Source organism: Stenotrophomonas sp. DDT-1 (assembly GCF_001580555.1).
GTDB classification, from domain to species: domain Bacteria; phylum Pseudomonadota; class Gammaproteobacteria; order Xanthomonadales; family Xanthomonadaceae; genus Stenotrophomonas; species Stenotrophomonas sepilia.
In genome coordinates, this window is the sequence record NZ_LEKR01000017.1 from 1 (window position 1) to 24,866 (window position 24,866).

27 protein-coding genes and 1 tRNA gene are annotated in these 24,866 nt (G+C 65.9%); 12 read left to right on the top strand and 16 right to left on the bottom strand.

Features of this window, described 5'->3' with window-relative positions; all coding sequences use genetic code 11:
* The 3 genes from AB839_RS10340 to AB839_RS10350 all read right to left on the bottom strand — a co-directional run.
* Positions 1-991: ATPase, T2SS/T4P/T4SS family (locus AB839_RS10340; protein WP_197467680.1), on the bottom strand; the 991-nt coding region annotated here is incomplete at its 3' end.
* Positions 992-1,215: 224 nt separating this feature from the next.
* Complete coding sequence (locus AB839_RS10345; protein WP_342668045.1) at positions 1,216-1,620, bottom strand: pilin; 405 nt, start codon at positions 1,618-1,620, stop codon at positions 1,216-1,218.
* Between the two features lie 126 nt (positions 1,621-1,746).
* Positions 1,747-2,163, bottom strand: a complete 417-nt coding sequence (locus AB839_RS10350; RefSeq protein ID WP_061479294.1) for a pilin — start codon at positions 2,161-2,163, stop codon at positions 1,747-1,749.
* 356 nt (positions 2,164-2,519) lie between these two features.
* On the opposite strand from AB839_RS10350, the gene AB839_RS10355 reads away from it, so the two are divergent.
* The 3 genes from AB839_RS10355 to coaE are packed head-to-tail and all read left to right on the top strand — an operon-like array spanning position 2,520 to position 5,273.
* Positions 2,520-3,779: a type II secretion system F family protein gene (locus tag AB839_RS10355; RefSeq protein WP_061479295.1), complete on the top strand. Its 1,260-nt coding sequence runs from the start codon at positions 2,520-2,522 to the stop codon at positions 3,777-3,779.
* A gap of 7 nt (positions 3,780-3,786) precedes the next feature.
* Positions 3,787-4,650, top strand: a complete 864-nt coding sequence (locus AB839_RS10360; RefSeq protein WP_005418626.1) for an A24 family peptidase — start codon at positions 3,787-3,789, stop codon at positions 4,648-4,650.
* An 11-nt stretch (positions 4,651-4,661) separates the two neighbouring features.
* The gene (coaE, locus tag AB839_RS10365; protein ID WP_061479296.1) at positions 4,662-5,273 is read left to right on the top strand and encodes a dephospho-CoA kinase; all 612 of its coding nucleotides are present in this window, start codon (positions 4,662-4,664) and stop codon (positions 5,271-5,273) included.
* A 173-nt stretch (positions 5,274-5,446) separates the two neighbouring features.
* Here the strand turns inward: coaE and AB839_RS10370 are convergent, their stop codons facing one another.
* The 8 genes from AB839_RS10370 to AB839_RS10405 form a co-directional block, all read right to left on the bottom strand.
* Positions 5,447-5,833 carry a hypothetical protein gene (locus AB839_RS10370; RefSeq protein ID WP_053499205.1) on the bottom strand — a complete coding sequence of 129 codons (387 nt, stop codon included), beginning with the start codon at positions 5,831-5,833 and terminating at the stop codon, positions 5,447-5,449.
* 534 nt (positions 5,834-6,367) lie between these two features.
* Positions 6,368-7,738 carry a HAMP domain-containing sensor histidine kinase gene (locus AB839_RS10375; protein ID WP_061479297.1) on the bottom strand — a complete coding sequence of 457 codons (1,371 nt, stop codon included), beginning with the start codon at positions 7,736-7,738 and terminating at the stop codon, positions 6,368-6,370.
* A complete protein-coding gene (locus tag AB839_RS10380; RefSeq protein ID WP_005410804.1) occupies positions 7,701-8,378 on the bottom strand; it encodes a response regulator transcription factor in 678 nt (225 codons plus the stop codon). Before AB839_RS10380 ends, AB839_RS10375 begins: the two co-directional genes overlap by 38 nt.
* A gap of 162 nt (positions 8,379-8,540) precedes the next feature.
* Positions 8,541-9,002 (bottom strand): hypothetical protein, encoded by a 462-nt coding sequence (locus AB839_RS10385; RefSeq protein WP_061479298.1) that lies wholly within the window; start codon positions 9,000-9,002, stop codon positions 8,541-8,543.
* A gap of 115 nt (positions 9,003-9,117) precedes the next feature.
* Entirely contained in the window at positions 9,118-9,588 is a 471-nt protein-coding gene (locus AB839_RS10390) for a hypothetical protein (RefSeq protein WP_014648207.1), read from the bottom strand.
* 94 nt (positions 9,589-9,682) lie between these two features.
* Complete coding sequence (locus tag AB839_RS10395; RefSeq protein WP_061479299.1) at positions 9,683-10,162, bottom strand: hypothetical protein; 480 nt, start codon at positions 10,160-10,162, stop codon at positions 9,683-9,685.
* 258 nt (positions 10,163-10,420) lie between these two features.
* The gene (rimK, locus tag AB839_RS10400; RefSeq protein ID WP_005418651.1) at positions 10,421-11,299 is read right to left on the bottom strand and encodes a 30S ribosomal protein S6--L-glutamate ligase; all 879 of its coding nucleotides are present in this window, start codon (positions 11,297-11,299) and stop codon (positions 10,421-10,423) included.
* 97 nt (positions 11,300-11,396) lie between these two features.
* A complete protein-coding gene (locus tag AB839_RS10405; protein WP_061479300.1) occupies positions 11,397-11,639 on the bottom strand; it encodes a hypothetical protein in 243 nt (80 codons plus the stop codon).
* A 145-nt stretch (positions 11,640-11,784) separates the two neighbouring features.
* On the opposite strand from AB839_RS10405, the gene AB839_RS10410 reads away from it, so the two are divergent.
* Positions 11,785-12,288 carry a hypothetical protein gene (locus AB839_RS10410; RefSeq protein WP_134968673.1) on the top strand — a complete coding sequence of 168 codons (504 nt, stop codon included), beginning with the start codon at positions 11,785-11,787 and terminating at the stop codon, positions 12,286-12,288.
* A 50-nt stretch (positions 12,289-12,338) separates the two neighbouring features.
* Here AB839_RS10410 and AB839_RS10415 read toward each other — a convergent pair.
* Both AB839_RS10415 and AB839_RS10420 read right to left on the bottom strand, forming a co-directional pair.
* A tRNA-Gly gene (locus AB839_RS10415) sits at positions 12,339-12,412 on the bottom strand.
* 120 nt (positions 12,413-12,532) lie between these two features.
* Positions 12,533-14,386, bottom strand: coding sequence for an autotransporter domain-containing esterase (locus AB839_RS10420; protein WP_061479302.1), 1,854 nt, complete (start codon positions 14,384-14,386; stop codon positions 12,533-12,535).
* Between the two features lie 207 nt (positions 14,387-14,593).
* On the opposite strand from AB839_RS10420, the gene thiS reads away from it, so the two are divergent.
* From thiS to AB839_RS10440, 4 genes are all read left to right on the top strand, one after another.
* Positions 14,594-14,794, top strand: coding sequence for a sulfur carrier protein ThiS (gene thiS / locus AB839_RS10425; RefSeq protein WP_005418796.1), 201 nt, complete (start codon positions 14,594-14,596; stop codon positions 14,792-14,794).
* A gap of 118 nt (positions 14,795-14,912) precedes the next feature.
* Positions 14,913-15,707 (top strand): thiazole synthase, encoded by a 795-nt coding sequence (locus AB839_RS10430; protein ID WP_005418798.1) that lies wholly within the window; start codon positions 14,913-14,915, stop codon positions 15,705-15,707.
* The gene (gene trmB / locus AB839_RS10435; RefSeq protein WP_053501092.1) at positions 15,707-16,441 is read left to right on the top strand and encodes a tRNA (guanosine(46)-N7)-methyltransferase TrmB; all 735 of its coding nucleotides are present in this window, start codon (positions 15,707-15,709) and stop codon (positions 16,439-16,441) included. The genes AB839_RS10430 and trmB overlap by 1 nt, the downstream gene beginning before the upstream one ends.
* A gap of 27 nt (positions 16,442-16,468) precedes the next feature.
* A complete protein-coding gene (locus AB839_RS10440; protein ID WP_005418803.1) occupies positions 16,469-18,316 on the top strand; it encodes an SLC13 family permease in 1,848 nt (615 codons plus the stop codon).
* A 263-nt stretch (positions 18,317-18,579) separates the two neighbouring features.
* Here AB839_RS10440 and AB839_RS10445 read toward each other — a convergent pair whose 3' ends face one another.
* On the bottom strand, positions 18,580-18,915 hold the full coding sequence (locus AB839_RS10445; RefSeq protein WP_061479303.1) for a Rieske (2Fe-2S) protein: 336 nt from the start codon (positions 18,913-18,915) through the stop codon (positions 18,580-18,582).
* A gap of 178 nt (positions 18,916-19,093) precedes the next feature.
* On the opposite strand from AB839_RS10445, the gene AB839_RS10450 reads away from it, so the two are divergent.
* The 4 genes from AB839_RS10450 (at position 19,094) to AB839_RS10465 (ending at position 22,292) form a co-directional block, all read left to right on the top strand.
* Complete coding sequence (locus AB839_RS10450; RefSeq protein WP_005410817.1) at positions 19,094-19,375, top strand: hypothetical protein; 282 nt, start codon at positions 19,094-19,096, stop codon at positions 19,373-19,375.
* A 75-nt stretch (positions 19,376-19,450) separates the two neighbouring features.
* Positions 19,451-20,167 (top strand): fumarylacetoacetate hydrolase family protein, encoded by a 717-nt coding sequence (locus tag AB839_RS10455; RefSeq protein ID WP_061479304.1) that lies wholly within the window; start codon positions 19,451-19,453, stop codon positions 20,165-20,167.
* A gap of 54 nt (positions 20,168-20,221) precedes the next feature.
* On the top strand, positions 20,222-20,626 hold the full coding sequence (gene mscL, locus AB839_RS10460; protein WP_005418809.1) for a large-conductance mechanosensitive channel protein MscL: 405 nt from the start codon (positions 20,222-20,224) through the stop codon (positions 20,624-20,626).
* Between the two features lie 244 nt (positions 20,627-20,870).
* A complete protein-coding gene (locus tag AB839_RS10465; protein WP_061479305.1) occupies positions 20,871-22,292 on the top strand; it encodes a M28 family peptidase in 1,422 nt (473 codons plus the stop codon).
* Between the two features lie 145 nt (positions 22,293-22,437).
* Here AB839_RS10465 and AB839_RS10470 read toward each other — a convergent pair whose 3' ends face one another.
* Complete coding sequence (locus tag AB839_RS10470; protein ID WP_061479306.1) at positions 22,438-23,271, bottom strand: TrmH family RNA methyltransferase; 834 nt, start codon at positions 23,269-23,271, stop codon at positions 22,438-22,440.
* Complete coding sequence (locus AB839_RS10475) at positions 23,272-24,780, bottom strand: alanine/glycine:cation symporter family protein (protein ID WP_061479307.1); 1,509 nt, start codon at positions 24,778-24,780, stop codon at positions 23,272-23,274.
* Positions 24,781-24,866: the final 86 nt, after the last annotated feature.

Sequence of the window (24,866 nt, forward strand, 5' to 3'; positions counted from 1 at the left end):
CCATGCCGTACGGCTTGTGGATGGCGTCCAGGAACAGCTTCTGCTGGTCCGGTTCGTAACCCAGCTTGTCGATGCCCAGCTTGGCCGCGCTGCCATCCAGGATGCGCAGCACCACCTTCTCGCCGAACAGGGTCGGCAGCGTGCTCACGCGGAAGTCGATCTGCTTGGTCTTGGACAGATTGAGCTTGATGCGTCCGTCCTGCGGCACGCGCTTCTCGGCGATGTCCAGCTGCGCCATCACCTTCAGGCGCGCGGCAATGCGCTGGTTCAACTTCACCGGCGCGCGCGCCACCATCTTCAGCAACCCGTCGATGCGCAGGCGCACGCGGTAGTCGTCTTCATAGGGCTCGAAGTGGATGTCCGAGGCGCCCTTGCGGATCGCGTCCACCAGCACCTTGTTGACGAACTTCACCACCGGGGTGTCATCGCCCTTGGCATCGATGCCGGCGTCGCCGCCCCCGGAAATGTCCTCGTCACCGCCGGACACATCCAGGTTACCAATGCCATCGTCGTCACCGCCCAGCGCGTCGCCCAGCGTGTCATGGCTGGCATGCCATTGCTCGAGCGTGCGGCGGATCTGGTCTTCATCGACCAGGATCGGTTCCACCACCAGATTGGTGTGGAACTTGATCTCGTCCAGCGAATGGGTCGGGTTGCTGGTACCCACGAACAGCTTGCCGCCGCGCTTGAACAGCGGCAGCACGTTGTGCTTGCGCAGCAGCTCCTCGCTGACCAAGCTCATCGCGTTCTGGCTGGCGTCGAACGTGGACACGTCGAACAGCGGCATGCCGAACTCGACCGCATTGGCGGCCGCCAGCTGGGCCGCCCCAACCACCTTGTTCTGCGCGAACCAGGTGGGCAGCGGCTGCCGGGCCGCAGCGGCCTTGGCCATCGCGTCGCGGGCGGAAGCCTCGTCCAGCGCACCATCCTGGACCAGGCGACGGGCCAGGCCGGTGATGCCGACGAGATTGGCGGTGGTTACGGCGTTCATATGGATCCTTGGCTCATCATGGGTCAGGCAGTGCGGCGCGCCTTCCAGGGGCACCGCACAGGGCAGCAGAACCTGCCGCGACCCGCTGGCCGACGACGACGCCAATCCTTCAGCATGACTGCCTCGCCCGGCACTCCCAGTCCGGCAGGCACGATCCTGACTCCCCCCCGGATGATAGCCCCGTCAACGGCCCGCCAACATCCCATTGGCAAGCCGAAGTGTGATCAACAGCCGGTTGGGCGATAGCGCGCTTCGAAGGCGCTGCCGTCGCAGGTCCAGGTGCCGTCGGCTGCGCGGCGGAGGATGAGGTCTTTGCCGTTGACGGCAGGCCCCCCGAGCAGCGTACATCCGATGGTGGCCACTCCATCAGAGGCAAGTTGGGCAGATACAGCAGAGCAGCGCGTAGACGGGGCGATACCAACATAAGCTGGATCTACTAGCGTGCTATCACGACTATCTTGTACGACCGCCTCGATTGTCGTCTTGCCGGGTCTAATTTCAGCGAGCGCCGCCCCCAACTGTGCTTTGGCTGCATAGGCCTGATAGATCGGCAGCGCTACGGTCGCGAGTATCGCGATGATGGCAACCACAATCATCAGCTCGATCAATGTAAAACCTTTCTCGTTCACGACAATCCCCCTGTATTTCACGGCAATCCCCACTGCCTTCGACGCGAAACTTGCAACTCAAAATGTACGAGGCGACAAAAGAAAGGCCCCGACAAGCGGGGCCTTCTTCAGCCAATCCAGATGGGATTAGCAGCCCTTCGGCTTGTACTTGTCATCTGCGGCGCCACCAGTGGTGCTGCATGCCCAGGTGCCTGCGGCAGCAGCGCGAGTCCACACCACGGTACCGTTATTGATCTTCGGATTACCCTTGAGCGTGCAGGTGATGGTCGCAGCGCCACTGGTCTCAATATTCGTAGTAATCGCGCAACGGGTGGTCGAAGCAGTGAGGCCGATCTTGGTCACATCCGTGACGTCAGCAGCCAGACCTTCGTTGATCAGCGTCTCGGCGTTGGTCTTGCCGGGGGTGATCTCAGCCAGGCCGGCACCGACCTGCGACTTGGCAACGTAGTCCTGGTACATCGGCAGGGCGATGGCGGCCAGGATGGCGATGATCGCAACGACGATCATCAGTTCGATAAGGGTGAAGCCCTTCTGGTTCTTCATTTTGGTACATCCCCAAGATAAGTGGTGGTTGATTTCAGAGCACAGGATCGGTCTGGCCAGCGGCCAGCTGAGCGGGTCCTGCCCCCTGCGGGTGGATCAACGCAGGTTGCGTGCCAACCCCGGCACGCCTCCCCCTGGATTTCCCCGCGCCCATGATGGCAGCTATTTCTCGGATGGGAACCCCCCGGATGCGAATCTGCGATGGACGCGGCAATGTGACGCAGTGCGTCACCTTTGGTCGGCACCCGGCACGAATTCGCATCATGGGCCCCTTGGCAACTGCCCAGACGGGCATGAACCCGCTACCATCGACGGCTAGACGCCCGCCTGGGGATGGCGGGTCTTGGGGAGCCGATATGTCTGTCAGTCGCAGTACGATCAAGAAGGAGCCCGTGGCGCGCAGCACCACGGAACTGCAACCGTTTGTCTGGGAGGGGACCGACAAGCGGGGCGTGAAGATGAAGGGTGAGCAGACCGCGAAGAACGCGAACCTGCTTCGGGCCGAGCTGCGCCGCCAAGGCATTAATCCTGGCACGGTCAAGCCAAAGCCCAAGCCGCTCTTCGGTGCAGCGGGTAGCAAGGTAACTCCGAAAGACATCGCCTTCTTCAGCCGGCAGATGGCCACCATGATGAAGTCGGGGGTACCAATTGTCGGCGCCTTGGACATCATCGGCAGCGGTCACAAGAACCCGCGGATGAAGAAGCTGGTTGAAACTGTCAAGACCGACATTGAAGGCGGCTCTTCGCTGTACGAAGCGATCAGCCGCCACCCTGTACAGTTCGACGAGCTGTACCGAAATCTGGTGCGTGCGGGCGAAGGCGCTGGCGTGCTAGAGACGGTGTTGGACACCGTGGCGACCTACAAGGAGAACATCGAAGCTCTGAAGGGCAAGATAAAAAAGGCCTTGTTCTACCCGGTCATGGTGCTGGCAGTTGCACTTATCGTCAGCGGCATCCTACTGGTCTGGGTGGTACCGCAGTTCGAGGATGTGTTCAAAGGCTTCGGCGCGGATCTGCCTGCGTTCACCCAGATGATCGTTAACCTTTCCCGCTTCATGGTTTCTTGGTGGTGGCTGATTCTGCTGATCAGCATAGGGGCGATTGGCGGCTTCTTCGCCGCCTACAAGCGCTCTCCGCGCATGCAACACGGCATGGATCGGCTGGTCCTGAAGCTACCGGTCATCGGGCAGATCATGCACAACAGCTCGATCGCCCGCTTTGCCCGCACGACCGCCGTAACCTTCAAGGCCGGCGTGCCGCTGGTGGAAGCTCTGGGCATCGTGGCCGGCGCCACCGGCAATACGGTTTACGAGCATGCCGTATTGCGCATGCGCGACGACGTGTCGGTCGGATATCCGGTCAACATGGCCATGAAACAGACCGCCCTGTTCCCGCACATGGTCATCCAGATGACCGGCATCGGCGAAGAGGCCGGCGCCCTGGACGCCATGCTGTTCAAGGTGGCCGAGTACTATGAGCAGGAGGTCAACAACGCCGTTGACGCGTTGAGCAGCCTTCTGGAGCCTGTGATTATGGTGATCATTGGTACCATTGTCGGCAGCATGGTCATCGGCATGTACCTGCCCATCTTCAAACTTGCCGCCGTTGTCGGATAATTACTGAATGGCATTTCTCGACCAGCATCCCGGCCTCGGCTACCCCGCCGCGGCCGCCCTGGGGCTGCTGCTGGGCAGTTTCCTCAACGTCGTCATCCTGCGCCTGCCCAAGCGGCTGGAGTGGCAGTGGAAGCGTGATGCGCGCGAGGTCCTGGAGGAACCGGACTTCTACGAGCCCCCACCACCGGGGATCGTGGTCGAGCCCTCGCACTGCCCGCACTGCAAGCACAAGCTGAGCTGGTACGAGAACATCCCGCTGTTCAGCTGGATCATCCAGGGCGGCAAGTGCCGCCACTGCAAGGCGCCGATCTCGCTGCAGTACCCGCTGGTCGAGGCCCTGACCTCGGTGCTGGTGCTGGCCTGCGTCTGGCAGTTCGGCTTCGGCTGGCAGGGCTTTGGCGCCATCGTGCTGACCTGCTTCCTGATCGCCTTGTCCGGCATCGACCTGCGCACCCAGCTGCTGCCCGACCAGTTGACCTTGCCACTGATGTGGCTGGGCCTGATAGGCAACATCGACAACCTGTACATGCCGGCCAAGCCCGCCTTGGTCGGCGCGGCGGTGGGCTATCTGTCACTGTGGATGGTCTGGTGGCTGTTCAAGCAGCTGACCGGCAAGGAAGGCATGGGCCACGGCGATTTCAAGCTGCTGGCCGCCCTCGGCGCCTGGTGCGGGCTGAAGGGCATCCTGCCGATCATTCTGCTGTCGTCGGTGCTGGGCGCCATCATCGGTTCGATCTGGCTGTACACCCGGGGCCGTGACCGCGCCACGCCCATTCCGTTCGGCCCCTACCTGGCCATCGCAGGCTGGCTGTACTTCATGTGGGGCGCGCCCGTGGTCGAGCAGTACCTGGTGTTGAGCGGACTGCGCTGAGGGGAATCCCCATGAGCCGGTATGTAGTGGGCCTGACCGGCGGCATTGCCGCCGGCAAGAGCGAGGTGACCCGGCGCTTCGAGGCGCTGGGCATCGTGGTGGCCGACGCCGATCTGGCCGCCCGCGCGGTGGTCGCTGCCGGCAGCCCCGCCCTGAACCGCATCGCCGAGCGCTTCGGCGCCGACATGCTGCAGGCGGATGGCAGCCTGGACCGGGCGCGCCTGCGTGCCCACGTATTTGCCGACCCGGCCGAGCGGGCGGCACTGGAAGCGATCACCCACCCGGCCATCCGCCTGCTGATGCAACAGCAGTGCGAGCAGGCCGCCAGCCCCTATGCGATTGCCGCCATTCCGCTACTGACCGAGGTCGGTGGGCGGCAGGCCTACCCGTGGTTGGACCGGGTATTGCTGGTGGATGCCCCCGAGGCCGTGCAGCACGCCCGGCTGATGCAGCGCGACGGCATCGACGCCACGCTGGCCGACAAGATGATCGCCGCCCAGGCCAGCCGTGCGCAGCGGTTGGCGCTGGCCGATGATGTGGTGGTCAACGATGGCCACCCGGAAGACCTGCAGGCGCAGGTGGAAGCGCTGCATGAGCGGTACCTGGGGTTGGCTGGGAGTTGAGGCCGGGTTGCCGGCCAGCGGCCGGCACTACCGGAGCGACTCCACGCACGGCGGTGATCTACCGGGCGCCAGCGTGGAACTGCTGTAGAGCCGAGCCCATGCTCGGCTGCGATCATCAAGCCGAGCATGGGCCCGGCTCTACAAAGTGTTCTGCATCCACGCCTGGCGTGGATCTACTCCAACTGCAGGCGGGCATAACGGGCCAGTTCTCGTGCGCCAAGCAGCAATCCATCGACGACATCCGGGCTCAGCTGCTGGTGGGCACCGCCCTGTTCGCGGGCGGCTTCGGCGGCGTGCAAGACCTGCATGAGTGCATTCAAGCCGGCCAGGGTGCGACTGAGGCCGGCCATGGTGGCCGCCTGGGCCGGGCTGAGACCCTCGGCCTCCAGCCGTCGGCCGTCGGCTGCATCGCGCCCGTCCATGCGGGCCAGTAGCGCGGGCAGCAGATCCCTGGGATCATCGAGCAGGGTTTCGATGCGCTCGGCGACGTCGGCGGGCAGCAGGTCGGCGGCTTCGCCGATCAGGGCGTGCAGCTGGGGAAACAAGGGGCGTGCGGACATGGTGAATCTCCTCGCAGTCGGCGGGCCACCTGCGGATGCGAGGTGGCGGACGGTGCGGGTTGGCGTACCGGAGGTCCGACATTCAGCAAAAAGACTCCAGCGGATTCTGATGAATCCCCACGCACCGCCCGCCGAAGCAAGGCACGCGGTGCATTTTCGACGACTGACCGAGGGTCAGTCGAAGATTGCTGAATGTTGGATTTTTTTCAGGACGCCAATCCCGGCCCGGGCACCTGCCCCGGCCGCCCCATCTGGCCATCACGCAGCGCTGTGATCTGTAAGGAAATTCTCAAGCCGCAGTTGGGTGCACGAATGCGTGCATGCGGACACGCGCGCGGCGTGGCGGCGATCACGGTGATGTCGTGTTGGGCTTCTGGCGCATCACGACTGCGAAGTTAATTCGATGGCACTAGCGACACAGGGCGCAACACGAACCCGGTGAAGAGCCGAGCCAATGCTCGGCTCCGGGAAGGCACCGCAGCCGAGCGCGGGCTCGGCTCTACAAAAGTGGAGAACCCACCAAAGCAGGGGCCCTTACAACGGCTTCGGCGAGAATGTCAGGGTGGCGATCACGCCGCGCTCGCCACCGGGGCGCACGCTCACCTGCCAGCCGTACAGATCGCACAGGCGGCTGACAATCGACAGGCCGATGCCACCGCCCTGGGAATGGCCGGCGTGCGTGCCGCGATAGCCGCGCTGGAACAGCTTGGCGGCATCCTCTTCGCTCAGGCCCGGTCCGCTGTCGGTTACCGACACCGAATTGCTGCCGACAAAGACGCGCACCTCACCATCCTGCGAGTACTTCACCGCGTTGCCGATCAGGTTGCCCAGCGCCACCGACAACGCGGCTTCCGGCGCATCGATCACCAGGTTGCGCTCGCCTTCCAGTGCCAGTTCCAATGGCTTGCCGCCCAGCTGTGCACGGTGGGCGTCCAGCAGCTGTTCGGCCACGCGGGCGACGTTGCTGGTGCCCTGCCCGCGTTCGTTGCGCGACAGCAGCAGCAGCGCGCCGATCAGGTCGCTGCACTGTTGTTCGGCGCGCTGGATGCGCTGCAGACGCTGCAGCACCTTCTCATCCAGGCCGGGCCGGGTCAGCAGCAGCTCGGTGGCGCCACGGATCACCGCCAGCGGCGTGCGCAACTCGTGGCTGACGTCGGCATTGAACTCACGGTCGCGCTGCACCACTTCGGTCAGCCGCGACGAATAGTCATCCAGCGCCTGCGCCAGCTGCCCCACTTCGTCATCGGGGAAACGTGGCGCCAGCGGCTCGGGCTCGCTCGTGCCGCCGCGATAGGCACGCAGCCGCGCGGCCAGGTCCGAAACCGGCTTCATCACCTTCGAGGCCGACCACCAGCCCAGCACCAGCGACAACAGGCTGAACACCAGCACCGACAGTACCAGCGCGCGGTTGAGCTGCTGCCCGCCGCGCACGCTGTCGGTCATGTCGTAGGCCAGGAATGCCCAGGCGTCGGGCGTCTTGCGCACGGCCAGCTTGTACGCATAAGGTTGCCCGCGCTCGTCCACCCCGGAGATGTTGTGGTTGCCATCGGGCAGCGCGGCCCAGTCCGGCTCTTCCTCGCGCAACGCCTCGAACTTGTCGGGTTTGACGAGGCGCGCACGCATCTGCTGCACGGGCAGGTCGGGGTTGCGATCCGGGCTCTCGTAGAACCGCCGCACATATTCGTTGATGTTGCGGTTCATCACGTCTTCGACCAGCTGGTTTTCCACGCGCATGCGGGCCCAGTTGGTGGCGAACGCGAACAGTGTCGTCAGGCAGAAGCCCAACAACACGAACGAGACGATGATGCGGCTGCGCAGGCGCCGCCGATACGGCGAACGCCGGCGCTCCCCCTTGGTTGCCACGGAATCAGGCTTCCGGGGTGGCGATGCGGTATCCGATGCCATGGCGGGTCTGGATCAGCGGCACTTCAAACGGCTTGTCGACCACCGCACGCAGGCCGTGGATGTGGACACGCAGCGAATCCGAATCGGGCAGCTCTTCGCCCCAGACGCGGGTCTCCAGTTCCTGGCGGGTAACCACGGCCGGCGCGGCCTCCATCAGGGCCTGCAGGATCTTCAGCGCGGTCGGGTTGAGCTGCAGCAGCTTGCCCTGGCGACGCACCTCCAGCGTGTCCAGGTTGTATTCCAGATCGCCGGTTTCCAGCACGCGGGTCTGCACGCCCTTGCCGCGGCGCGACAGCGCGTTCAAGCGCACTTCCACTTCCTGCAGCGCGAACGGCTTGATCAGGTAGTCGTCGGCGCCGGAATCGAAACCGGCCAGCTTGTTGTCCAGCGAGTCGCGGGCGGTCAGCATCAGCACCGGGGTCTGCTTGCGCGCCTCGTTGCGCAGCTTGCGGCACACTTCGATGCCATCCATGCCCGGCAGGTTCAGGTCCAGCACGATGGCGTCGAACTCGTGGACCACGGCCAGGTGCAGGCCGGTCACGCCGTCGGCGGCGAAGTCCACGGTGTGGCCACGATCCTCAAGGTAGTCGCCAAGGTTGGCGGCGATGTCGCTGTTGTCTTCGATTACGAGAATGCGCACTGGGACCTCTGGTTCTTGAAGGGTCGTCGGGGGGCCAGGCCCACCCGCTCAGGATGCCCCTGTGCGGGTGGACGCGACGTCTACCTGCTGAACGATACAGGTTCCATTCTTAACATTTCGTACCGACGGGGCGACACCGGGCAAGGCCCCTGCGTCGGCGGGTCAGCGGCTGATGCGCTGCTGGTCGGTCAGCGCCTGGCGGCTGTCTTCCTGGGCCTTGCGACGCTGGGCCACGGTCAGGCAGACACTGGTCGGCATGTTGCTGCCGGTCAGGCGCTCGCGGCGGCAGATCATGCGGCTGTCGGCCTGGGCGCGGGTCATGATGGTGTTGACGATCTCCTGCTCGTTGAACAGGTCGTTGCGCTCCTGCGGGGCCAGCTCATCCACCTTCTCACGGCCATTCATCTTGATCCGGATCCGGTTCAGCGCCTGCTGCACGCGGCTCTTGTCCTCCAGCCCGATCTCGCTGTAGTCCTCGCTGCCCATGGCCGTTTCAACGCGGCGGATCTGTTCGGATACGGGGGTGAAGGCATCCATCTGCACGGTGTCCTTCTGCGCCTTGGCCTGCACGGTGGCCACCAGGCCGAGCGACAGCATCAGGGCGAGCGTAGTGTTGCGGTACATGACGAGCTCCATGTTCGTCCATGAATAGGGTCTCGACTTTACGATTCCGCCGATGCGCCCACAAGGGACGCACGGCAGGGTGACCGATGGCGGCATGCGATCGGTCCGGCAGCGATCAGGGCTTGTAGTTGTTGAAGCGCTGGTTGTCGTTGAGCGCCTTGCGGCTGTCTTCCTGCGCCTTGCGGCGCTGGGCCACGGTCAGGCAGACACTCTGCGGCATGTTGCTGCCGGTGGTGCGTTCACGACGGCAGACCATGCGGCTGTCGGCGTGGGCGCGGGTCATGATCGTGTTGATCACTTCCTGGTCGTTGAAGATCTCGGTGCGGTCCTGCGGACTGACCTGCTCCACCCGTTCGTGGTCGCCCATCTTGATCTTGATGCGGCCCAGCGCCTGCTGCACGCGGCTTTTGTCTTCCAGCCCGATCTCGCTGTAGTCCTCGCTGTTGATCGCCGTCTCAACGTTGCGGATCTGTTCGGCCACCGGTGCGTTGGCGTCGAACTTCACCTGCCCTTTCTCGGGCTTGGCGTGCGCGGTGGTGGCCAGTGCCAGGCCCAGCATCAGGGCGAAGGGGGTCATGCGCTGCATCGTTACCTCCAGGTTCTTCCATGAGTGGAACATCGGCCCTGCGGTGCCACCGATACGCCGTTACGGCACCCCGGTGGACCGAAAGGCGGTGCGGTCAACGCCCGGCGGGCGGTGGGCTGAGCGTGTTGTAGCTGCGCTGGTCGTTGATCAGCGCCTTGCCTTTCTCTTCGATCCGGCGCCGTTCGGCCACGGTCAGGCAGCGGCTCCTGGGCATGTTGCTGCCGGTGGTGCGTTCGTACCTGCAGATCTGCCGGCTGTCGTCATGGCCACGCGCCATCAGGGTGTTGATGCGTTCCTGCTCGTTGAAGACCTCGGCCTGCAGCTGCGGCGGCAGCTCCTGCACGGTCTGGCGTTCGCCCAGGTGCTGGCGGATACGCGACAGCGACTGCTGCACCTGGCCGCGATCCTCGGCAGACAGCTCGGCGTAGTCGGGGGCGGCCAGCGCGGCTTCCACCTGGCGCATCTGCTCGGCGACCGAGCCCTGCCGGTCCATCTGTACGGCGACCTTCTCCGGCTTGGCGGCAACAGCGCCAGACAGGCCCAGCAGCAACGCGATCGTCATGATGCGGTACATCGCCAACCTCCCGATCCATCCCGGAACGAAGGGCCAACTCTACGACCGTCACGCGGCCTCCACAAGAGACCTTGGGCACAGAGCCGACAGGCATAAAAAAGGCCCAGACGGTGCACCCGCCTGGGCCTGAAGTCGTATCCCGATACCGATCCTGCTGAGAGGCAGAGCTGCGGTTCGCTGAAGCCTACGCCGACGCCGATTAAAGCCTCGTTAAAGCCTTGGCTCACTCACCCATGAGAATCTCAACCCCATGAATAATCAAGGTTTTTTGATCTTCTCTACGTGTTCGATGATGCGTGTGGCCACGTCGACCCCGCAGGCCGCTTCGATGCCTTCCAAACCGGGCGTGGAGTTGACCTCCAGCACCAGCGGGCCGCGCGCGGAGCGGATCAGGTCCACGCCGCACACCGACAGGCCCAACGCCTTGGCCGAACGCACCGCCACCTGCTGCTCGGCGCGGCTGGCCTTGGCCGCCACGGCGGTGCCGCCGGCGTGCAGGTTGGAGCGGAAATCACCCTCCGGTGCCTGCCGCTGCATCGACGCCACCACCTGGTCGCCCACCACAAAGCAGCGCAAGTCGGCGCCCTTGGCCTCGCCGATGAATTCCTGCATCAGGAAGTTGGCGTACAGGCCGCGCAGCGCTTCGACGATGCCGCGCGAGGCACTGGCCTTCTCGGTCAGGATCACGCCGCGCCCCTGGGTACCTTCGTTGAGCTTCACCACATGCGGCGGCGGACCGAGCATGGACAGCAGGTCGACGGTGTCATCGGGGTTGTCGCCGAACACGGTGACTGGCATGTCGATGCCCTTGGCCGCCAGCAGCTGGTGCGCGCGCAGCTTGTCGCGCGAACGCAGGATGGCATCGGATGGATTGGGCGTGCGTGCGCCCATCAGTTCGAACTGGCGCAGCACGGCGGTGCCGTAGCGGGTGATCGAGGCGCCGATGCGCGGAATGACCATGTCCACGCCGGTCATCGGCCGGCCTTTGTAGTGCATGGAAAAGCCATCGGCGGCGATGCGCATGTAGCAGCGCAACGGGTCGAGGATGCGCACGGTATGGCCGCGCGCGCGCGCCGCCTCGACCAGCCGACGGGTGGAATACAGGGAGCTGTTGCGGGACAGGATGGCGAGCTTCATCGCGGCGGGATCGGTCGGCAGGCGCGAAGCATAGCGCGGGCGTGTGGCGGGCGGATGATGCCCGTCGCCGACGATCTCGAACGTTGTGGATGAAGCTTCAGCTGTCCCGTTCAGCACTGGCCTGGAAGCCACGGGCCGCTTCGCCCAGCGCCGCCACGCAGGCCATCTGCAGGGCAGAATTGCTGAACGCCTGCTGGTAGATCTGCTCGAGCAGTTTCGCGGCCTTGGGACCACCGGCACGCCCGAGCGCGCGCACGGCCTCAAGCTGCTTGTTCGAGCCGACGCCGGCTGAAAGAAAGATCCGATGGATGCGCTCGACGACGTCGTTCCGGCAGTTCATGGAAGGCAGCTCCTGATCAGTATCCGCTCACGCTAGCTGCTCAGCGCCGGCCTGCCCATGGGAAAAGTTTGAAGCGTTACGCGCCCCTCCGCAGCGCCTCTAGGACTTCTACGAAAATGTCGCTTTCGGCTGGAAGCAGGCGAGCGTGCCGATCACCATGGAAGCTCCTCCCAAAGCGGAAATCCCGATGTCGAAAATGGAGCAACTTGCACAGAAGCTGCAGCAGTCCGCACACGCGGAGCAGGCCAGGGCCGCCGCTGTCGAAAAGCAGTACCAGGACTGGATCCAATCGCTGCATGTGCTGTTCGACACCCTCGAACGGTGGCTGCAACCGTTGGTGCAGGCGGAGGTGGCCACGCTGCGTCGGGACACGGTCACCATCACCGAGAATCCGTCATCCGGGGAACTGAAAACCTACGCGGCCCCCGCACTGACCCTGAACGTCAATGGCAAGGCCGCCGCGATCAAGCCTCTGGCCCGCTTCTGCTTCGGCTGCCAGGGACGGGTGGATATTCTGGCCCGGGAAAACCAGTGGCACCTGACACGGCACTTGGAGCCGGACGAGGTCTGGTACCTGCACACGCATGATCGCGCCCAGGGACGCGTGCTGGACGCGGACGCGTTGGCCGCGGTGTTCGCGGCGTACTGAGGCGGTCTGAAGGAACCTGCGCGGCGGAAACGCGGCGCGGTCTTGAAGGATGGAGCGGGCGATGGGAATCGAACCCACGTCAGTAGCTTGGGAAGCTACAGCTCTACCATTGAGCTACGCCCGCAGTGCGCGGTGAAAGTCTATGCGGTTGGGCCGGTAGAGCGCAATGGTGGCCACCGCATCCGCGAGGGGTCGGAGCCCTTTCCCTGCGGAAAGGGCTCCGACCCCGGCGGTTGCTGCTTAGTTAGAACGTGCCGCTGAAGTTGGCGAACAGGGTGGCGTCCTGCGCACGCTTCTGGCCGGTCGACGCGCTCAGGCCGAAGTTGCTCTGGAGGCCGAACAGTTCGGTGCGGGCACCCAGCACGACGGTGGCGTAGTTCTTGTCGAACTTCAGGCCCGGCACGCGGTAGCTGCCCAGTTCCGGCAGGGTCTGCAGCCAGGCGCTGGCCTGCTTGGTGTCCTCGAACTCGTGGTCGTAGGTCACCTGCGCGTACGGCTTGAGGGTGCCGCCATCGAAGCGGGCCTGCCAGCCAATGCGGCCGACGGTCGAATCGACGTTCTGGCGGTCATAGCCCAGTGCAGTGGCCAGGGTGCCGGCCGCGGCGCTTTCGGTGTAACCGTCGATCTTCACCTTCTGCCAGATCACCGAAGCGATCGGGCCGTGGCGGAAGCCGCCTTCGGTACCGAACTCGTAACCGGCGTTCAGGGCGGCGGTCAGGTTGCTGCCGTCCGGCGAACCACCATGCTCACGGGTGGCCGGGCCCAGCTGGACCTTGCGGTTCACGTCATAGGACAGCCAGGTGTAGCTGACCTGACCGTTCACCCAGATGCGGTCGCCGTACCAGCCAGCGAACAGACCGGCCGAGGTGTCCTTCTGGGTGAAGTCGCCGCGGTTGTTGCCGAAGTCGGCGTTGAGGCGACCGAAACCGGCGAAGCCGCCGAACACCATGCCGTCGCGTGCCCAGTCGATACCGAACAGACCGGCCGGGGCCAACCCGTCGTACAGGTCGGCGTGGTCGTAGCGCTGCAGGTCGCCCCGCACGCCACCCCACCAGGACAGGCCGTCAGCCGGACGACCGCCCAGGTGCATGCTGACCTGGTCGGCGCGCGAGCGGCCGATGGTCTGCGCCGAGTGGCTCAGCACCTGCTGCAGGCGCGGCGCTTCCAGCACCGAGACTGCGTACTGGCCCAGCAGCTGATGGCCAGCGGTGGTCGGGTGCACGCCATCGGCGAACAGGTAGGTGTTGGCCGCATCCGGGCTGACGTAGCTGGTCGGGTTGCAGGTCAGGATGCTCTGCGTCGAGTTGGCCGGATCGATCTTGCAGGCGGTGCTGGTGACGTTGGTGAAACCGTACATGCCCGGGTTGGCGGTCACTTCACGCAGGATGCTGAAGGTATCGAGCGGAATGAACTCGATGCCCGCCTGCTTCAGGCCACCGTACAGGGCCTTGTTGTAGCCGGCCGACAGTGCGGTGGCGGCGGCGGCATTGGGGCCGCGGAACTGTGGGGTGATGCCCACATCCGGCAGGTTCGGTACCAGCACGTACTGGGCGCCGGCCTGCTTCAGCGCACCCACCAGCGCGATCTGGTCGGTGACCGCTGCGCCGATGATGCCCTGCACCTGGGCCTGCGACGCGCCACCTGCCGCCGCACGGGTGGCCGCGAACAGATCATTGGCGCCTCCCCATACGGTGTACAGGGCGTTGCCGTCAGCCTTGCCACCGTTCGCGGCAAGGTAGCGGGTTGCTTGCGACTTCAGCGACGGAATCACGCCCAGGCCACCGGCCTCGTCCACCGACACGCGGGCACCGCCGACTGCATAGTTGTCACCGCTCTGGCCGTTGCCGTTGGCGGCGCCATTGAGGCCGTAGTAGTTGGCGACCTGCTGCGCCCACACCCAACCCGGGTTGGTGGTGAACTGGCCGGTGACCGGACGCACATCGGCCGGCAGCAGCGGGCGGAAATAGCCGGCGTCGGTCAGGCTGTCGCCGAAGAACACGGCCTTGGAATACGGGGATTCGCCTGCCATGGCCGGAACCGCGGCCAGCGCGATCGCGGCCGCCATCAGGGAGCGGATCGGGCGTTTGCTGAGCAGCATGTAAGAAACTCCTGTGGGGATATCGTTGAGGACCCGGCGGACGTACGCCGGCGCACGGTGAATGGTTTCACTGCGCCGCGTATTGCTCACGCTGCGCCGCCGCATGGATTGTCGCCCGGCAGCGTCGGACAACGCTGTGCCGGGGCTGGCGGCCGAGGCAATTTGCAAGGATTCCGATCCGCGAAGGCCATAGGCGACAATGCGGCGATGAACATCCAGCTCAACGGCGAACCCCGTACCCTGCCCGCCTCGGCGACCCTCCACGATCTGCTGCAGGCCGAGCAGTTGCTGCAACGCCGGGTCGCGGTCGAGGTCAACGGCGAAATCGTCAGCCGCAGCCGCCACGGCGAGCACGTGCTGGCCGAAGGCGACGTGGTGGAGATCGTGCACGCGCTGGGTGGGGGCTGAGACCTGCGCGGGTGTTCAGGGGTCAGATCCCTTTGCCGGTGGCAAAGGGATCTGATCCCACGCTCGACCCCGCCCTCTACGTGACCCCATCTTCAGGCGGATAAGCGATAATCGCGCCATGAACGTTCATGTCTCCCCCGATTCGCTGGTGATCGCCGGCAAGACCTATGGCTCGCGGCTGCTGACCGGCACCGGCAAGTTCAAGGACCTGGAAGAAACCCGCCTGGCCACCGAGGCCGCTGGCGCCCAGATCGTCACCGTGGCCATCCGCCGCACCAACATCGGGCAGAATCCGGGCGAGCCGAACCTGCTGGACGTGCTGCCGCCGGAGCGCTTCACCATCCTGCCCAACACCGCCGGCTGCTACACCGCCGAGGACGCGGTGCGTACGTGCCGCCTGGCCCGTGAGCTGCTGGACGGCCACAACCTGACCAAGCTGGAAGTGCTGGGCGACCAGAAGACCCTGTACCCGGACGTGATGCAGACCCTCAAGGCCGCCGAGCAGCTGGTCAAGGACGGTTTCGAGGTGATGGTCTATACCTCCGACGACCCGATCCTGGCCAAGCGCCTGGAGGAGATCGGCTGCGCTGCGGTGATGCCGCTGGCCGCGCCGATCGGTTCGGGCCTGGGCATCCAGAACAAGTACAACCTGCTGCAGATCATCGAAGACGCCAAGGTGCCGATCATCGTTGATGCCGGCGTGGGTACCGCGTCGGACGCGGCGATCGCGATGGAGCTGGGCTGCGACGGCGTGCTGATGAACACCGCCATTGCCGGTGCGCGCAGCCCGGTGCTGATGGCCAGCGCAATGCGCAAGGCGGTCGAGGCCGGCCGCGAGGCCTTCCTGGCCGGGCGCATCCCGCGCAAGCGCTACGCCAGCGCCTCCTCGCCGGTGGACGGGCTGATCGGCTGATGACCAATCCTTTTGACAGCGCAGGTTCCAAGGCCCCGCCCAAGCCCTTCACCGTGAGCGAGGGCCGCCGCGAGGTGCGCAGCTTCGTGTTGCGCCAGGGCCGTTTCACTCCCGCCCAGCAGCGCGCATTCGACGAACGCTGGCCGCGCTTCGGCATCGATTACAACGGCCAGCCGCGTGACCTGGACGCCACCTTCGGCCGCCCGGCACACAAGGTGCTGGAGATCGGCTTCGGCAATGGTGCCGCGCTGCGCTTCGCCGCCCAGCACGACCCATCGCGCGACTACATCGGCATCGAGGTGCACGCCCCGGGCGTGGGCCGGCTGCTGAACGCGCTGGCCGAGGACAATGCCGACCACGTGCGCCTGTACCACCACGACGCGGTGGAAGTGCTGCAGAACGAGATCGCCGACGGCGCGCTCGATGAAGTGCGCATCTACTTCCCGGACCCGTGGCACAAGAAGCGCCACAACAAGCGCCGCCTGCTGCAGCCGGCATTCGCCGAACTGCTGGTGCGCAAGCTGCGCCCGGGGGGCCGCCTGCACTGCGCGACCGACTGGGAAGACTACGCCGAGCAGATGTGGGACGTGCTCGACGCCACCGCCGGGCTGGTCAACCGCGCCGGCCCGCGAGGCAGCGTGCCGCGCCCGGACTGGCGCCCGCAGACGCACTTCGAGACCCGCGGCCAGAAGCTCGGCCACGGCGTCTGGGACCTGCTGTACGACCGCACCTGACGATCGCCTGAGGACGCCGCGCCCCACATGGATACCGCGCTGACGCTGACCAACGACATGAAGCTCGTGCTCGGGCTGGTCGGCTTCACGATGGCGATGTTCCTGTTCGAGCGCATCCGCGCCGACGTGGTCGCGCTGGTGGTGCTGGTGGTGCTCGGTGTCACCGGCCTGATCGCACCGGAGGAGATCTTCGGCGGTTTCTCCGGTAACGCGGTGATGAGCATCATCGCCACCACCATCCTCGGTGCGGGCCTGGACCGCACCGGGGCGCTGAACCGGCTGGCGGCCTGGCTGCTGCGGCGCGGCCACGGCGTCGAGCAACGGCTGCTGATGATGACCACCGCCATCGCCGGCCTGAACTCGTCCTTCATGCAGAACCCGTCGGTGATGGCGTTGTATCTGCCGGTCGCCTCGCGACTGGCGGCGCGCACCGGGCTGACGATGCAGCGCCTGCTGCTGCCGATCTCGGCGGCGATCGTGATGGGCGGCGCGCTGACCATGGTCGGCAATTCGCCACTGATCCTGCTGAACGATCTGCTGGCCTCGGCCAACAACAACCTGCCTTCCGGCCTGGCCACCATCGAGCCGCTGCGCATGTTCGCGCCGCTGCCGATTGGCGTGGCGTTGCTGATCGCTTCGTTGCTGTACTTCCGCTACTACGGTGACCGCAAGCTGATCGAAGAGGAAAGCCTGGTCAATGACGGGGTCACCCCGGCGCGCACCGAGAGCTACTTCGCCAAGACCTATGGCATCGAAGGCGATGTGTTCGAGCTGGTGGTGACCGCCGAGAGCCCGCTGGTGGGCATGACCCTGGGCGAGGCCGAGACCCTGCACGATGCGCCGCTGCTGCTGGCGCTGAAGACCGGCAACGACACTCGCCTGGCACCGCCGGCGGAGATGCGCATCTGGGTCGGCAGCGTGCTTGGTGCGATGGGACCGCGCCAGCAGATCAGCGACTTCGCGCAGAACCAGTTCCTGCGCATGTCCTCGCGCCTGAAGCACCTGGGTGACCTGTTCAACCCCAGCCGCGCCGGCATTTCCGAGGCAGTGGTGCCACCGACCTCGAACGTGATCGGCAAGAGTGCGGCCGATCTGCGCCTGCGCAAGGAGCGCGGCATCAGCCTGCTGGCGATCAACCGCGACAAGCAGGTGATCCGCGAGGACGTGCGCGACGTGCAGCTGCGCGCCGGCGACATGCTGGTGTTCCACAGCATCTGGACCGACCTGGCGCAGGCCGCGCGCAGCCGCGACTTCGTGGTGGTGACCGACTACCCGACCGGCGAGCAGCGCCCGCACAAGTTCAAGATTGCGATGGCGATCTTCGCGCTGACCATCCTGATCGCGCTGACCAGCAAGCTGCCGGTGGCGCTGACGCTGATGACCGGCGTGGCCGGCATGCTGCTGACCGGCGTGCTGCGCATGGACGAGGCCTATGCCTCGATCAACTGGAAGACGGTGTTCATGATGGCCGGGCTGATTCCGCTCGGCTGGGCGATGGACTCCAGCGGCGCGGCCGCGTGGGTGGCCGGCCATACCATCGACAAGCTGCCGACCGGCATTCCGGTGTGGGTGCTGGAGGTGGCGCTGGCGCTGCTGACCACGGCGTTCTCGCTGGTGATCAGCCATGTGGGTGCGACCATCGTGATGGTGCCGATCGCGGTGAACCTGGCGCTGGCAGCGGGGGGCAACCCGACCGCGTTCGCGCTGATCGTGGCGCTGTCGGCGTCCAACAACCTGATGACGGCCTCCAACCCGGTGATCTCGATGATCACTGGCCCGGCCAACTACACCCCGCGCGAGATGTGGCGGGTCGGCGGCCCACTGTCGCTGATCTATACCTGCGTGGTGGTGCTGATGATCAACCTGATGTTCTGAGGGTTGGGTTTGTTGGCAGGGCTGCGCCCTGCACCCGCAGAAGCCGAAGCAACAGCTGGCTTCCTGTGGGATGGCGGGGTGGGTCCGGTTGCGGGGGCCGCTGCAAGTACGTCCCTGTAAGCTCGGTCGCCGCATCCATGCGGCTCACGCCCCCGCAACCGGACCCACCCCGCCTTCGACAGTTTCACGCGGCTGATGGTGGGTGCCGACCGTTGGTCGGCACGGCTTTTGTAGAGTCGAGCCGTGCTCGACTGCTTCCGGCCTCAGGCCAGGTAAACCTGCCCGTCGCGCACGTCCACCGGCACAGCGCGCAGCCGGTCGCCCTTGCAGGGGCCGGCAATGCAGTCGCCGCTGTCCAGCGCGAACGAGGCACCATGCGCGGCACACACCAGATGACCCTCGCGGCTCTTCAGGAACTGGCCCGGCGCCCAGTCCAGGCGGCGGCCGGCGTGCGGGCAGATGTTCAGGAAGGCGCGCACCTGCTCGCCGTCGCGATACAGCAGCAGCGACTCGGCATCGCCATCGACCACCGCTTCGACCTCGGCAAACGCGCCATCGGCAATGGCATCAAGGGCGATCAGGGCAGCAGCGATAGTCATGGCGAAGGCTCGGACGGTAAACCGGAATTGTCGCATGCCTGCTCAGGTGACTGGCTGCGACATGAACACAAGTCATTGATCCGTAATAAGCACAGGCTATATTTAACGAGTTTTTCACTCAATGACAGTGGCGCGTCCCGATACTTTGGTTTCGCTGATCCCAGCCTATCGAGCCGCCATGTTCAATCGCGCATCCGCCTTCAACCAGTTCCGCACCCTGTTCGCGCCGCGCAAGCCGCGTCACCCGCTGGTGCGCGTCGCCGTGGGCCTGCTCGGCCTGGCGATCCTGGCCGCGATGGTGTTCATCGGTGTGTTCGTTGGCGCGGCGATGATCCTGGTCGGCCTGGCGTGGAAGCTGCTGGCTTCGCGCAAGCCGGGCGTTGCGCGTCCGGTTGACCCGACCGTGGTTGAAGGCGAGTACCGCGTGGTGCGCAAGCCGGTGTTGCCGGCCTCGCGCTGATCCAGGCCTTCCGCGCCCGCTGACGGCGGGCGCCATGCGTTCTAGACTGCGGGCACGCCCTTCCTGGATGCCCGCATGTCCGATGTCTCCGATGTGATCCCTGCCGTAGCCCTGCCGCGTGTACCGGTAGCCGGTGGCGGCAGCTTCCCCGTGCACCGCATCTACTGCGTCGGCCGCAATTTCGCCGACCACGCCCGCGAAATGGGCGCGGCGGTGCCGGCGGCCGATGACCGCGGCCGCCCGATGTTCTTCAGCAAGCCGGCTGACGCCATCGTGGTCGGCCACGACGATGTCGTCCCCTATCCGCCGGCAACCGCCAACCTGCACCACGAAGTGGAACTGGTGGTGGCGATCGGCCGCGACGCGCCCGCAGGCGAGCTGGCCGTGGCCGACGCCGATGCACTGGTCTACGGCTATGCCGTCGGCCTGGACCTGACCCGCCGCGACCTGCAGGCCGCGGCCAAGGACAAGGGCCACCCGTGGGACGCGGCCAAGGGCTTCGATGCCTCCGCGCCGATCAGCGAGATCGTCCACGCCGAAGAAGTCGGCGACCTGGCTGCGCTGAACCTGTCGCTGGAGGTCAACGGCGAAGTGCGCCAGCAGGCGCTGCTCGACCAGATGATCTGGAACGTGCCGGAGATCCTGCATGAGCTGTCCAAGCTGTGGCAGCTGCGTGCCGGCGACCTGGTGTTCATGGGCACCCCGTCCGGGGTGGCTGCGCTGAAGCCCGGCGACCGCTTCAGTGCCCGCTTGGAAAACGTGGCCGAGCGCCACGGCGTGATCGCCGGCTGACATCACCTGCGCTACCCTGCGCGCTGTCCACTTCCCCACCGGAGAAAAACAACAATGGGAATGCTCACCGAGTTCAAGGAATTCGCCATGCGCGGCAACGTCATCGACCTCGCCGTCGGCGTGGTGATCGGCGCGGCCTTCGGCAAGATCGTGACGGCGCTGGTCGAGAAGATCATCATGCCGCCGCTGGGCTACCTGATCGGGCGCGTGGATTTCTCCAGCCTGGCCTGGACGTTGTCGCCAGCCCGGCTCGGACCGGATGGCAAGGAGATCCCGGCGGTGGTGGTTGGCTACGGCGACTTCATCAACACCGTCATCCAGTTCGTGATCGTGGCTTTCGCGATCTTCATCGTGGTCAAGGCGATCAACCGGCTGTCTCGCAAGAAGGAAGCTGCCCCGGCGGCGCCGGCCGAAGAAGTGGTGCTGCTGCGCGAGATCCGCGACAGCCTGAAGAAGTAAGGTATCGGGCGCCTATGGGCGCCCCTCCCACCTGTAGAGCCGAGCCCACGCTCGGCTGATCTGCAAAAGGCAGCCGAGCATTGGCTCGGCTCTACAGAAGCAGGCGAAAGCCCCGCCCCGGCGGGGCTTTCGCTTTGCCGGTCATGGCGGAAAACAGCGTTCGCGCCAGCCATGACCTCCCGCCCATGCGCCGGGCTGAACGACTGTTAAGCTCCAAGGCTTAGGTCCCTTCCCGGAGTTGTCCATGCGTCGCCGCGTCCTTGCCATCGCATCCTCCCTCGCCCTGCTGGCCGCCCCGGCCTTCGCGGCGCCGCACACCACTACCCTGCCCCCGGCGTCGCTGGCCACCGCCGCACAGCTGCGCGACCAGGCGCTGGCCGATGACACCGGCTGGAAGGTGGTCGAGTCGCTCACCACCGAGATCGGCCCGCGCATTGCCGGCGGCGAAGCCGATGCCCGTGCCGTGGCCTGGGCCGAAGCCAAGTTCAAGGCCCTGGGCTTCGACAAGGTGTGGAAGGAGCCGGTGACATTCCCGAAGTGGGAGCGGCGCAGTGAACACGCCGCCGTGACCGGCAAGAATCCGCAGCCGCTGCAGATCACCGCACTGGGCGGCAGCCCGGGTGGCACCGTGGAAGCTGAAGTGGTGCGCTTCGCCGACCTGGCCGCGCTGCAGGCCGCACCGGCGGGTTCGCTGAAGGGCAAGATCGCCTTCGTCGATTACCAGATGCTGCCGTTCCGCGATGGCCGCGATTACGGCCGCGGCGGTGCGATCCGCAGCAAGGGGCCGTCCGAAGCGATCCGCAAGGGCGCGGTCGGTTTCCTGATGCGCTCGGCCGGTACCGACTCGCATCGCGTGCCCCACACCGGCATTACCCGTTTCGATGAGGGCCTGACCCCAGTGCCGTCGGCCGCGCTGTCGGTGCCCGATGCCGACCAGCTGGCCCGCCTGCTGGCGCGTGGCAGCACCACGGTGAAGGTGGCACTGGATTGCGGTTGGGACGGCACCGCCACCTCCTACAACGTGATCGGCGAGATCACCGGCCGCAGCCTGCCGAAGGAAGTGGTGGTGATCGGTGGTCACCTGGATTCGTGGGACCTGGGCACCGGCGCGGTGGATGACGGCGCGGGCGTGGGCATCACCATGGCCGCCGGCCACCTGATCGGCCAGCTCAAGCAGGCACCGAAGCGCACCATCCGCGTAGTCGCCTTCGCCAACGAGGAACAGGGCCTGTATGGCGGCAAGGCCTACGCCGAAGCGCACGCGAAGGACGTGGCCCTGCACCAGCTGGCCGCCGAGAGCGACTTCGGCGCGGGCCGCATCTACGCCTTCAATACCGGTTCGCCGAATCCGGAAGGCTCACGCGAAGCGACGAAGCAGATTGCCGAAGTGATGAAGCCGCTGGGCATCGAGTACCAGGCCGACAAGGGTGGCCCGGGCCCGGACGTCGGCCCACTGGCAGCCAAGGGTGGTGCGTGGGCGTGGCTGGCGCAGGATGGCTCGGATTACTTCCACCTGCACCACACCGCCGACGACACGCTGGACAAGATCGATCCGAAGGCCCTGGCGCAGAACGTGGCCGCTTACACCGTGTTCGCGTATCTGGCGGCAGAAGCGGATGGCAGCTTCGGCAGCGAGGCCAAGGCGACCACGCCGCCGAACGAATGATGCTGTAGCGTCGGGCCATGCTCGGCGAGCGCAGCGGCAGGAGCGGTGCGAACCAAGGTTCGCACCCACCACGGCGGGTTCTGGACCGGAATCCGGCAGCGTCAGAGTCCTCGCGGGGCGAGGGCTCTGACCCCGCCCAAAGGGTTCAATCGCGGCGACTGGCCCATTGCGCCAGCAGTACCGCCGTGGCCGAGGCCACATTCAGGCTCTCCACGGCGCCGCTGCCGGGAATCGAGACCTGCAGGTCGCACGCACCCGCCAGGCTGCGGTCCATGCCCTCGCCTTCGGCGCCCATCACGTACACCAGCCGCTCCGGCAGGGACGCGCGGAACACGTCATCCCCGCCCTCGACCAGGGTCGCGGCCAGGCCGAAACCGGCTGCGCGCAGTTGCGCCATTGCCTGAGCGGTCTCCGGCAGCTGCACCAGCGGCACCGCTTCGGCACCGCCTTCGGCCACGCGCGCGGCGGCGCCGGACAGGGCGAGCGTGCTGCCGGCCGGCAACAGCAGCGCCTTGGCACCGAAATGCGCGGCCGAGCGCAGGATCGCGCCGAGGTTGTGCGGGTTGCCCACACCATCCAGCCACAGCGCCAGCGCCGGGCCGTCACCGACCTGCTGCAGCCACTGCGCCAGCGGCAGCGCCGGGGCGCGCAGCACGTCGGCCACCACGCCTTCGTGGTGGGTGGTGCCGGCCAGCTTGTTCAGATCGCCGTCTTCAACCACACGGTAGCCCACGCGATTGGCCACGCACCACTTCAACAGCGGCTGCAGGCGCGGGATGCGTGCTTCCAGCAGGTACAGCTTGCGCAGCGCCTGCGGCCGCGCTTCGAACGCAGCCAGCACGGCATTCAGGCCGTACAGACGCAGCTCATCGCTGCCACCGCGCCCACCACCGCCCGTTGCCGGCACCTCCGGGCGCGGCAACGGCGTTGCGCGCGGCGGACGGGCGGACGGGCGGCGGTTGTTCCAAGGGTTGTTCACTTACACACTCTCCTGCTTGCGCTGGCGCCAGAAATCGGCGTTCTTGATGCCCAGGGCATCAGGGTCGAACACCGGATCCAGGCCCAGCTTCTTCTGTCGTTCGTAGTCACGCAGGGCCAGCATCGCCGGCTTCTGGATGATGAGGATGGCGATGATGTTCAGCCAGGCCATCAGGCCGACGCCGATGTCGCCCAGCGCCCAGGCCAGGGTGGCATTGTGGAACGCGCCGAACACCACCATGCCGATGATGCCCAGGCGCAGCAGCAGCACGGTCAGCGGCCGCTTCCTGTTGTGGTTCACATAGCTGAGGTTGGTCTCGGCCATGTAGTAGTACGCCATGATGGTGGTGAAGGCGAAGAAGAAGATGGCCACCGATACGAACGCCGAACCCCAGCCCGGCAGCACCGCTTCCACGCCGGCCTGCGCGTAACCGGCGCCTTCCGGAATGCCGGCCAGGCCCTGGAAGATCGGCGCGGCGCCCTCCACCGGCGAGTACACGTTGTAGGTGCCGCTGGCCAGGATCAGGAACGCGGTGGCGGTGCACACCATCATGGTGTCGAAGTAGATCGCGAAGGCCTGCACATAGCCCTGCTTGGCCGGGTGCGAGACTTCCGAGGCAGCCGCAGCGTGCGGGCCCGAGCCCTGGCCGGCTTCGTTCGCGTAGATGCCGCGCTTGATGCCCCACTCCACCGCCAGGCCCATCATGGCGCCGAATGCGGCATGCGTACCGAAGGCACTCTTGAAGATGATGCCGAACATTTCCGGCACGCGGTCGTAGTTGATGATCATGATGATGATGGCCATCAGGATGAAACCGGCGGCCATGAACGGCACCACCACTTCGGCGAAGTTGGCGATGCGCTTGACGCCACCGAAGATGACCACGCCCAGCAGCAGCGCCACCACGATGCCGATCCCCAGCTTCAGCGCCTGCACCGATTCCATGCCGAAGGCCTGGCCATCGAGCGGACCGCACAGCGCGGTGCCACGGCAGGCGTTGATGATGCTGTCGGCGATGGCGTTGGCCTGCACGCCCGGCATCAGGAAGCCTGCGGCGATGATCGTGGCGACGGCGAAGGCCAGCGCATACCACTTCAGGCCCATGGCCTTTTCGATGTAGTACGCCGGGCCACCGCGGTAGCGGCCTTCCGCGTCCTTGGTCTTGTAGATCTGCGCCAAGGTGCATTCGACGTACGAGGTGGATGCGCCAAGGAAGCCCATCACCCACATCCAGAAGATCGCACCGGGGCCGCCGAAGGCGATGGCGGTGGCCACGCCAGCGATGTTGCCGATGCCCATGCGGCCGGCCATCGACATGGCCAGCGCCTGGAACGAGGACACACCGGCGTCGGATTTCTCACCCCTGACGGTGAGGCGGCACATCTCGAAGAAGCCACGGATCTGCATGAAGCGGGTGCGCAGGCTGAAGAACAGGCCGGCGCCCAGGCACACGAAGATCAGTGCCTTGCTCCAGATGATGCTGTTGATGAAGTGTACGGTTGCTTCCACGCGCGCTCTCTCCAGTCGGCGGGTTGTAAGGACGTCCCGTCGGCTGGAGGGGACCGGTCGATTCTCCCTGATCGCAGGCCGCTGCG

Excerpts from the sequence above, each read along its gene's own strand:
- AB839_RS10350 (WP_061479294.1), bottom strand. The coding sequence starts at position 2,163 with ATGAAGAACCAGAAGGGCTTCACCCTTATCGAACTGATGATCGTCGTT.
- AB839_RS10355 (WP_061479295.1), top strand. The coding sequence starts at position 2,520 with ATGTCTGTCAGTCGCAGTACGATCAAGAAGGAGCCCGTGGCGCGCAGC.
- AB839_RS10360 (WP_005418626.1), top strand. The coding sequence starts at position 3,787 with ATGGCATTTCTCGACCAGCATCCCGGCCTCGGCTACCCCGCCGCGGCC.
- coaE (WP_061479296.1), top strand. The coding sequence starts at position 4,662 with ATGAGCCGGTATGTAGTGGGCCTGACCGGCGGCATTGCCGCCGGCAAG.
- AB839_RS10370 (WP_053499205.1), bottom strand. The coding sequence starts at position 5,833 with ATGTCCGCACGCCCCTTGTTTCCCCAGCTGCACGCCCTGATCGGCGAA.
- AB839_RS10375 (WP_061479297.1), bottom strand. The coding sequence starts at position 7,738 with ATGGCATCGGATACCGCATCGCCACCCCGGAAGCCTGATTCCGTGGCA.
- AB839_RS10385 (WP_061479298.1), bottom strand. The coding sequence starts at position 9,002 with ATGTACCGCAACACTACGCTCGCCCTGATGCTGTCGCTCGGCCTGGTG.
- AB839_RS10390 (WP_014648207.1), bottom strand. The coding sequence starts at position 9,588 with ATGCAGCGCATGACCCCCTTCGCCCTGATGCTGGGCCTGGCACTGGCC.
- AB839_RS10395 (WP_061479299.1), bottom strand. The coding sequence starts at position 10,162 with ATGTACCGCATCATGACGATCGCGTTGCTGCTGGGCCTGTCTGGCGCT.
- rimK (WP_005418651.1), bottom strand. The coding sequence starts at position 11,299 with ATGAAGCTCGCCATCCTGTCCCGCAACAGCTCCCTGTATTCCACCCGT.
- AB839_RS10405 (WP_061479300.1), bottom strand. The coding sequence starts at position 11,639 with ATGAACTGCCGGAACGACGTCGTCGAGCGCATCCATCGGATCTTTCTT.
- AB839_RS10420 (WP_061479302.1), bottom strand. The coding sequence starts at position 14,386 with ATGCTGCTCAGCAAACGCCCGATCCGCTCCCTGATGGCGGCCGCGATC.
- thiS (WP_005418796.1), top strand. The coding sequence starts at position 14,594 with ATGAACATCCAGCTCAACGGCGAACCCCGTACCCTGCCCGCCTCGGCG.
- AB839_RS10430 (WP_005418798.1), top strand. The coding sequence starts at position 14,913 with ATGAACGTTCATGTCTCCCCCGATTCGCTGGTGATCGCCGGCAAGACC.
- trmB (WP_053501092.1), top strand. The coding sequence starts at position 15,707 with ATGACCAATCCTTTTGACAGCGCAGGTTCCAAGGCCCCGCCCAAGCCC.
- AB839_RS10440 (WP_005418803.1), top strand. The coding sequence starts at position 16,469 with ATGGATACCGCGCTGACGCTGACCAACGACATGAAGCTCGTGCTCGGG.
- AB839_RS10445 (WP_061479303.1), bottom strand. The coding sequence starts at position 18,915 with ATGACTATCGCTGCTGCCCTGATCGCCCTTGATGCCATTGCCGATGGC.
- AB839_RS10450 (WP_005410817.1), top strand. The coding sequence starts at position 19,094 with ATGTTCAATCGCGCATCCGCCTTCAACCAGTTCCGCACCCTGTTCGCG.
- AB839_RS10455 (WP_061479304.1), top strand. The coding sequence starts at position 19,451 with ATGTCCGATGTCTCCGATGTGATCCCTGCCGTAGCCCTGCCGCGTGTA.
- mscL (WP_005418809.1), top strand. The coding sequence starts at position 20,222 with ATGGGAATGCTCACCGAGTTCAAGGAATTCGCCATGCGCGGCAACGTC.
- AB839_RS10465 (WP_061479305.1), top strand. The coding sequence starts at position 20,871 with ATGCGTCGCCGCGTCCTTGCCATCGCATCCTCCCTCGCCCTGCTGGCC.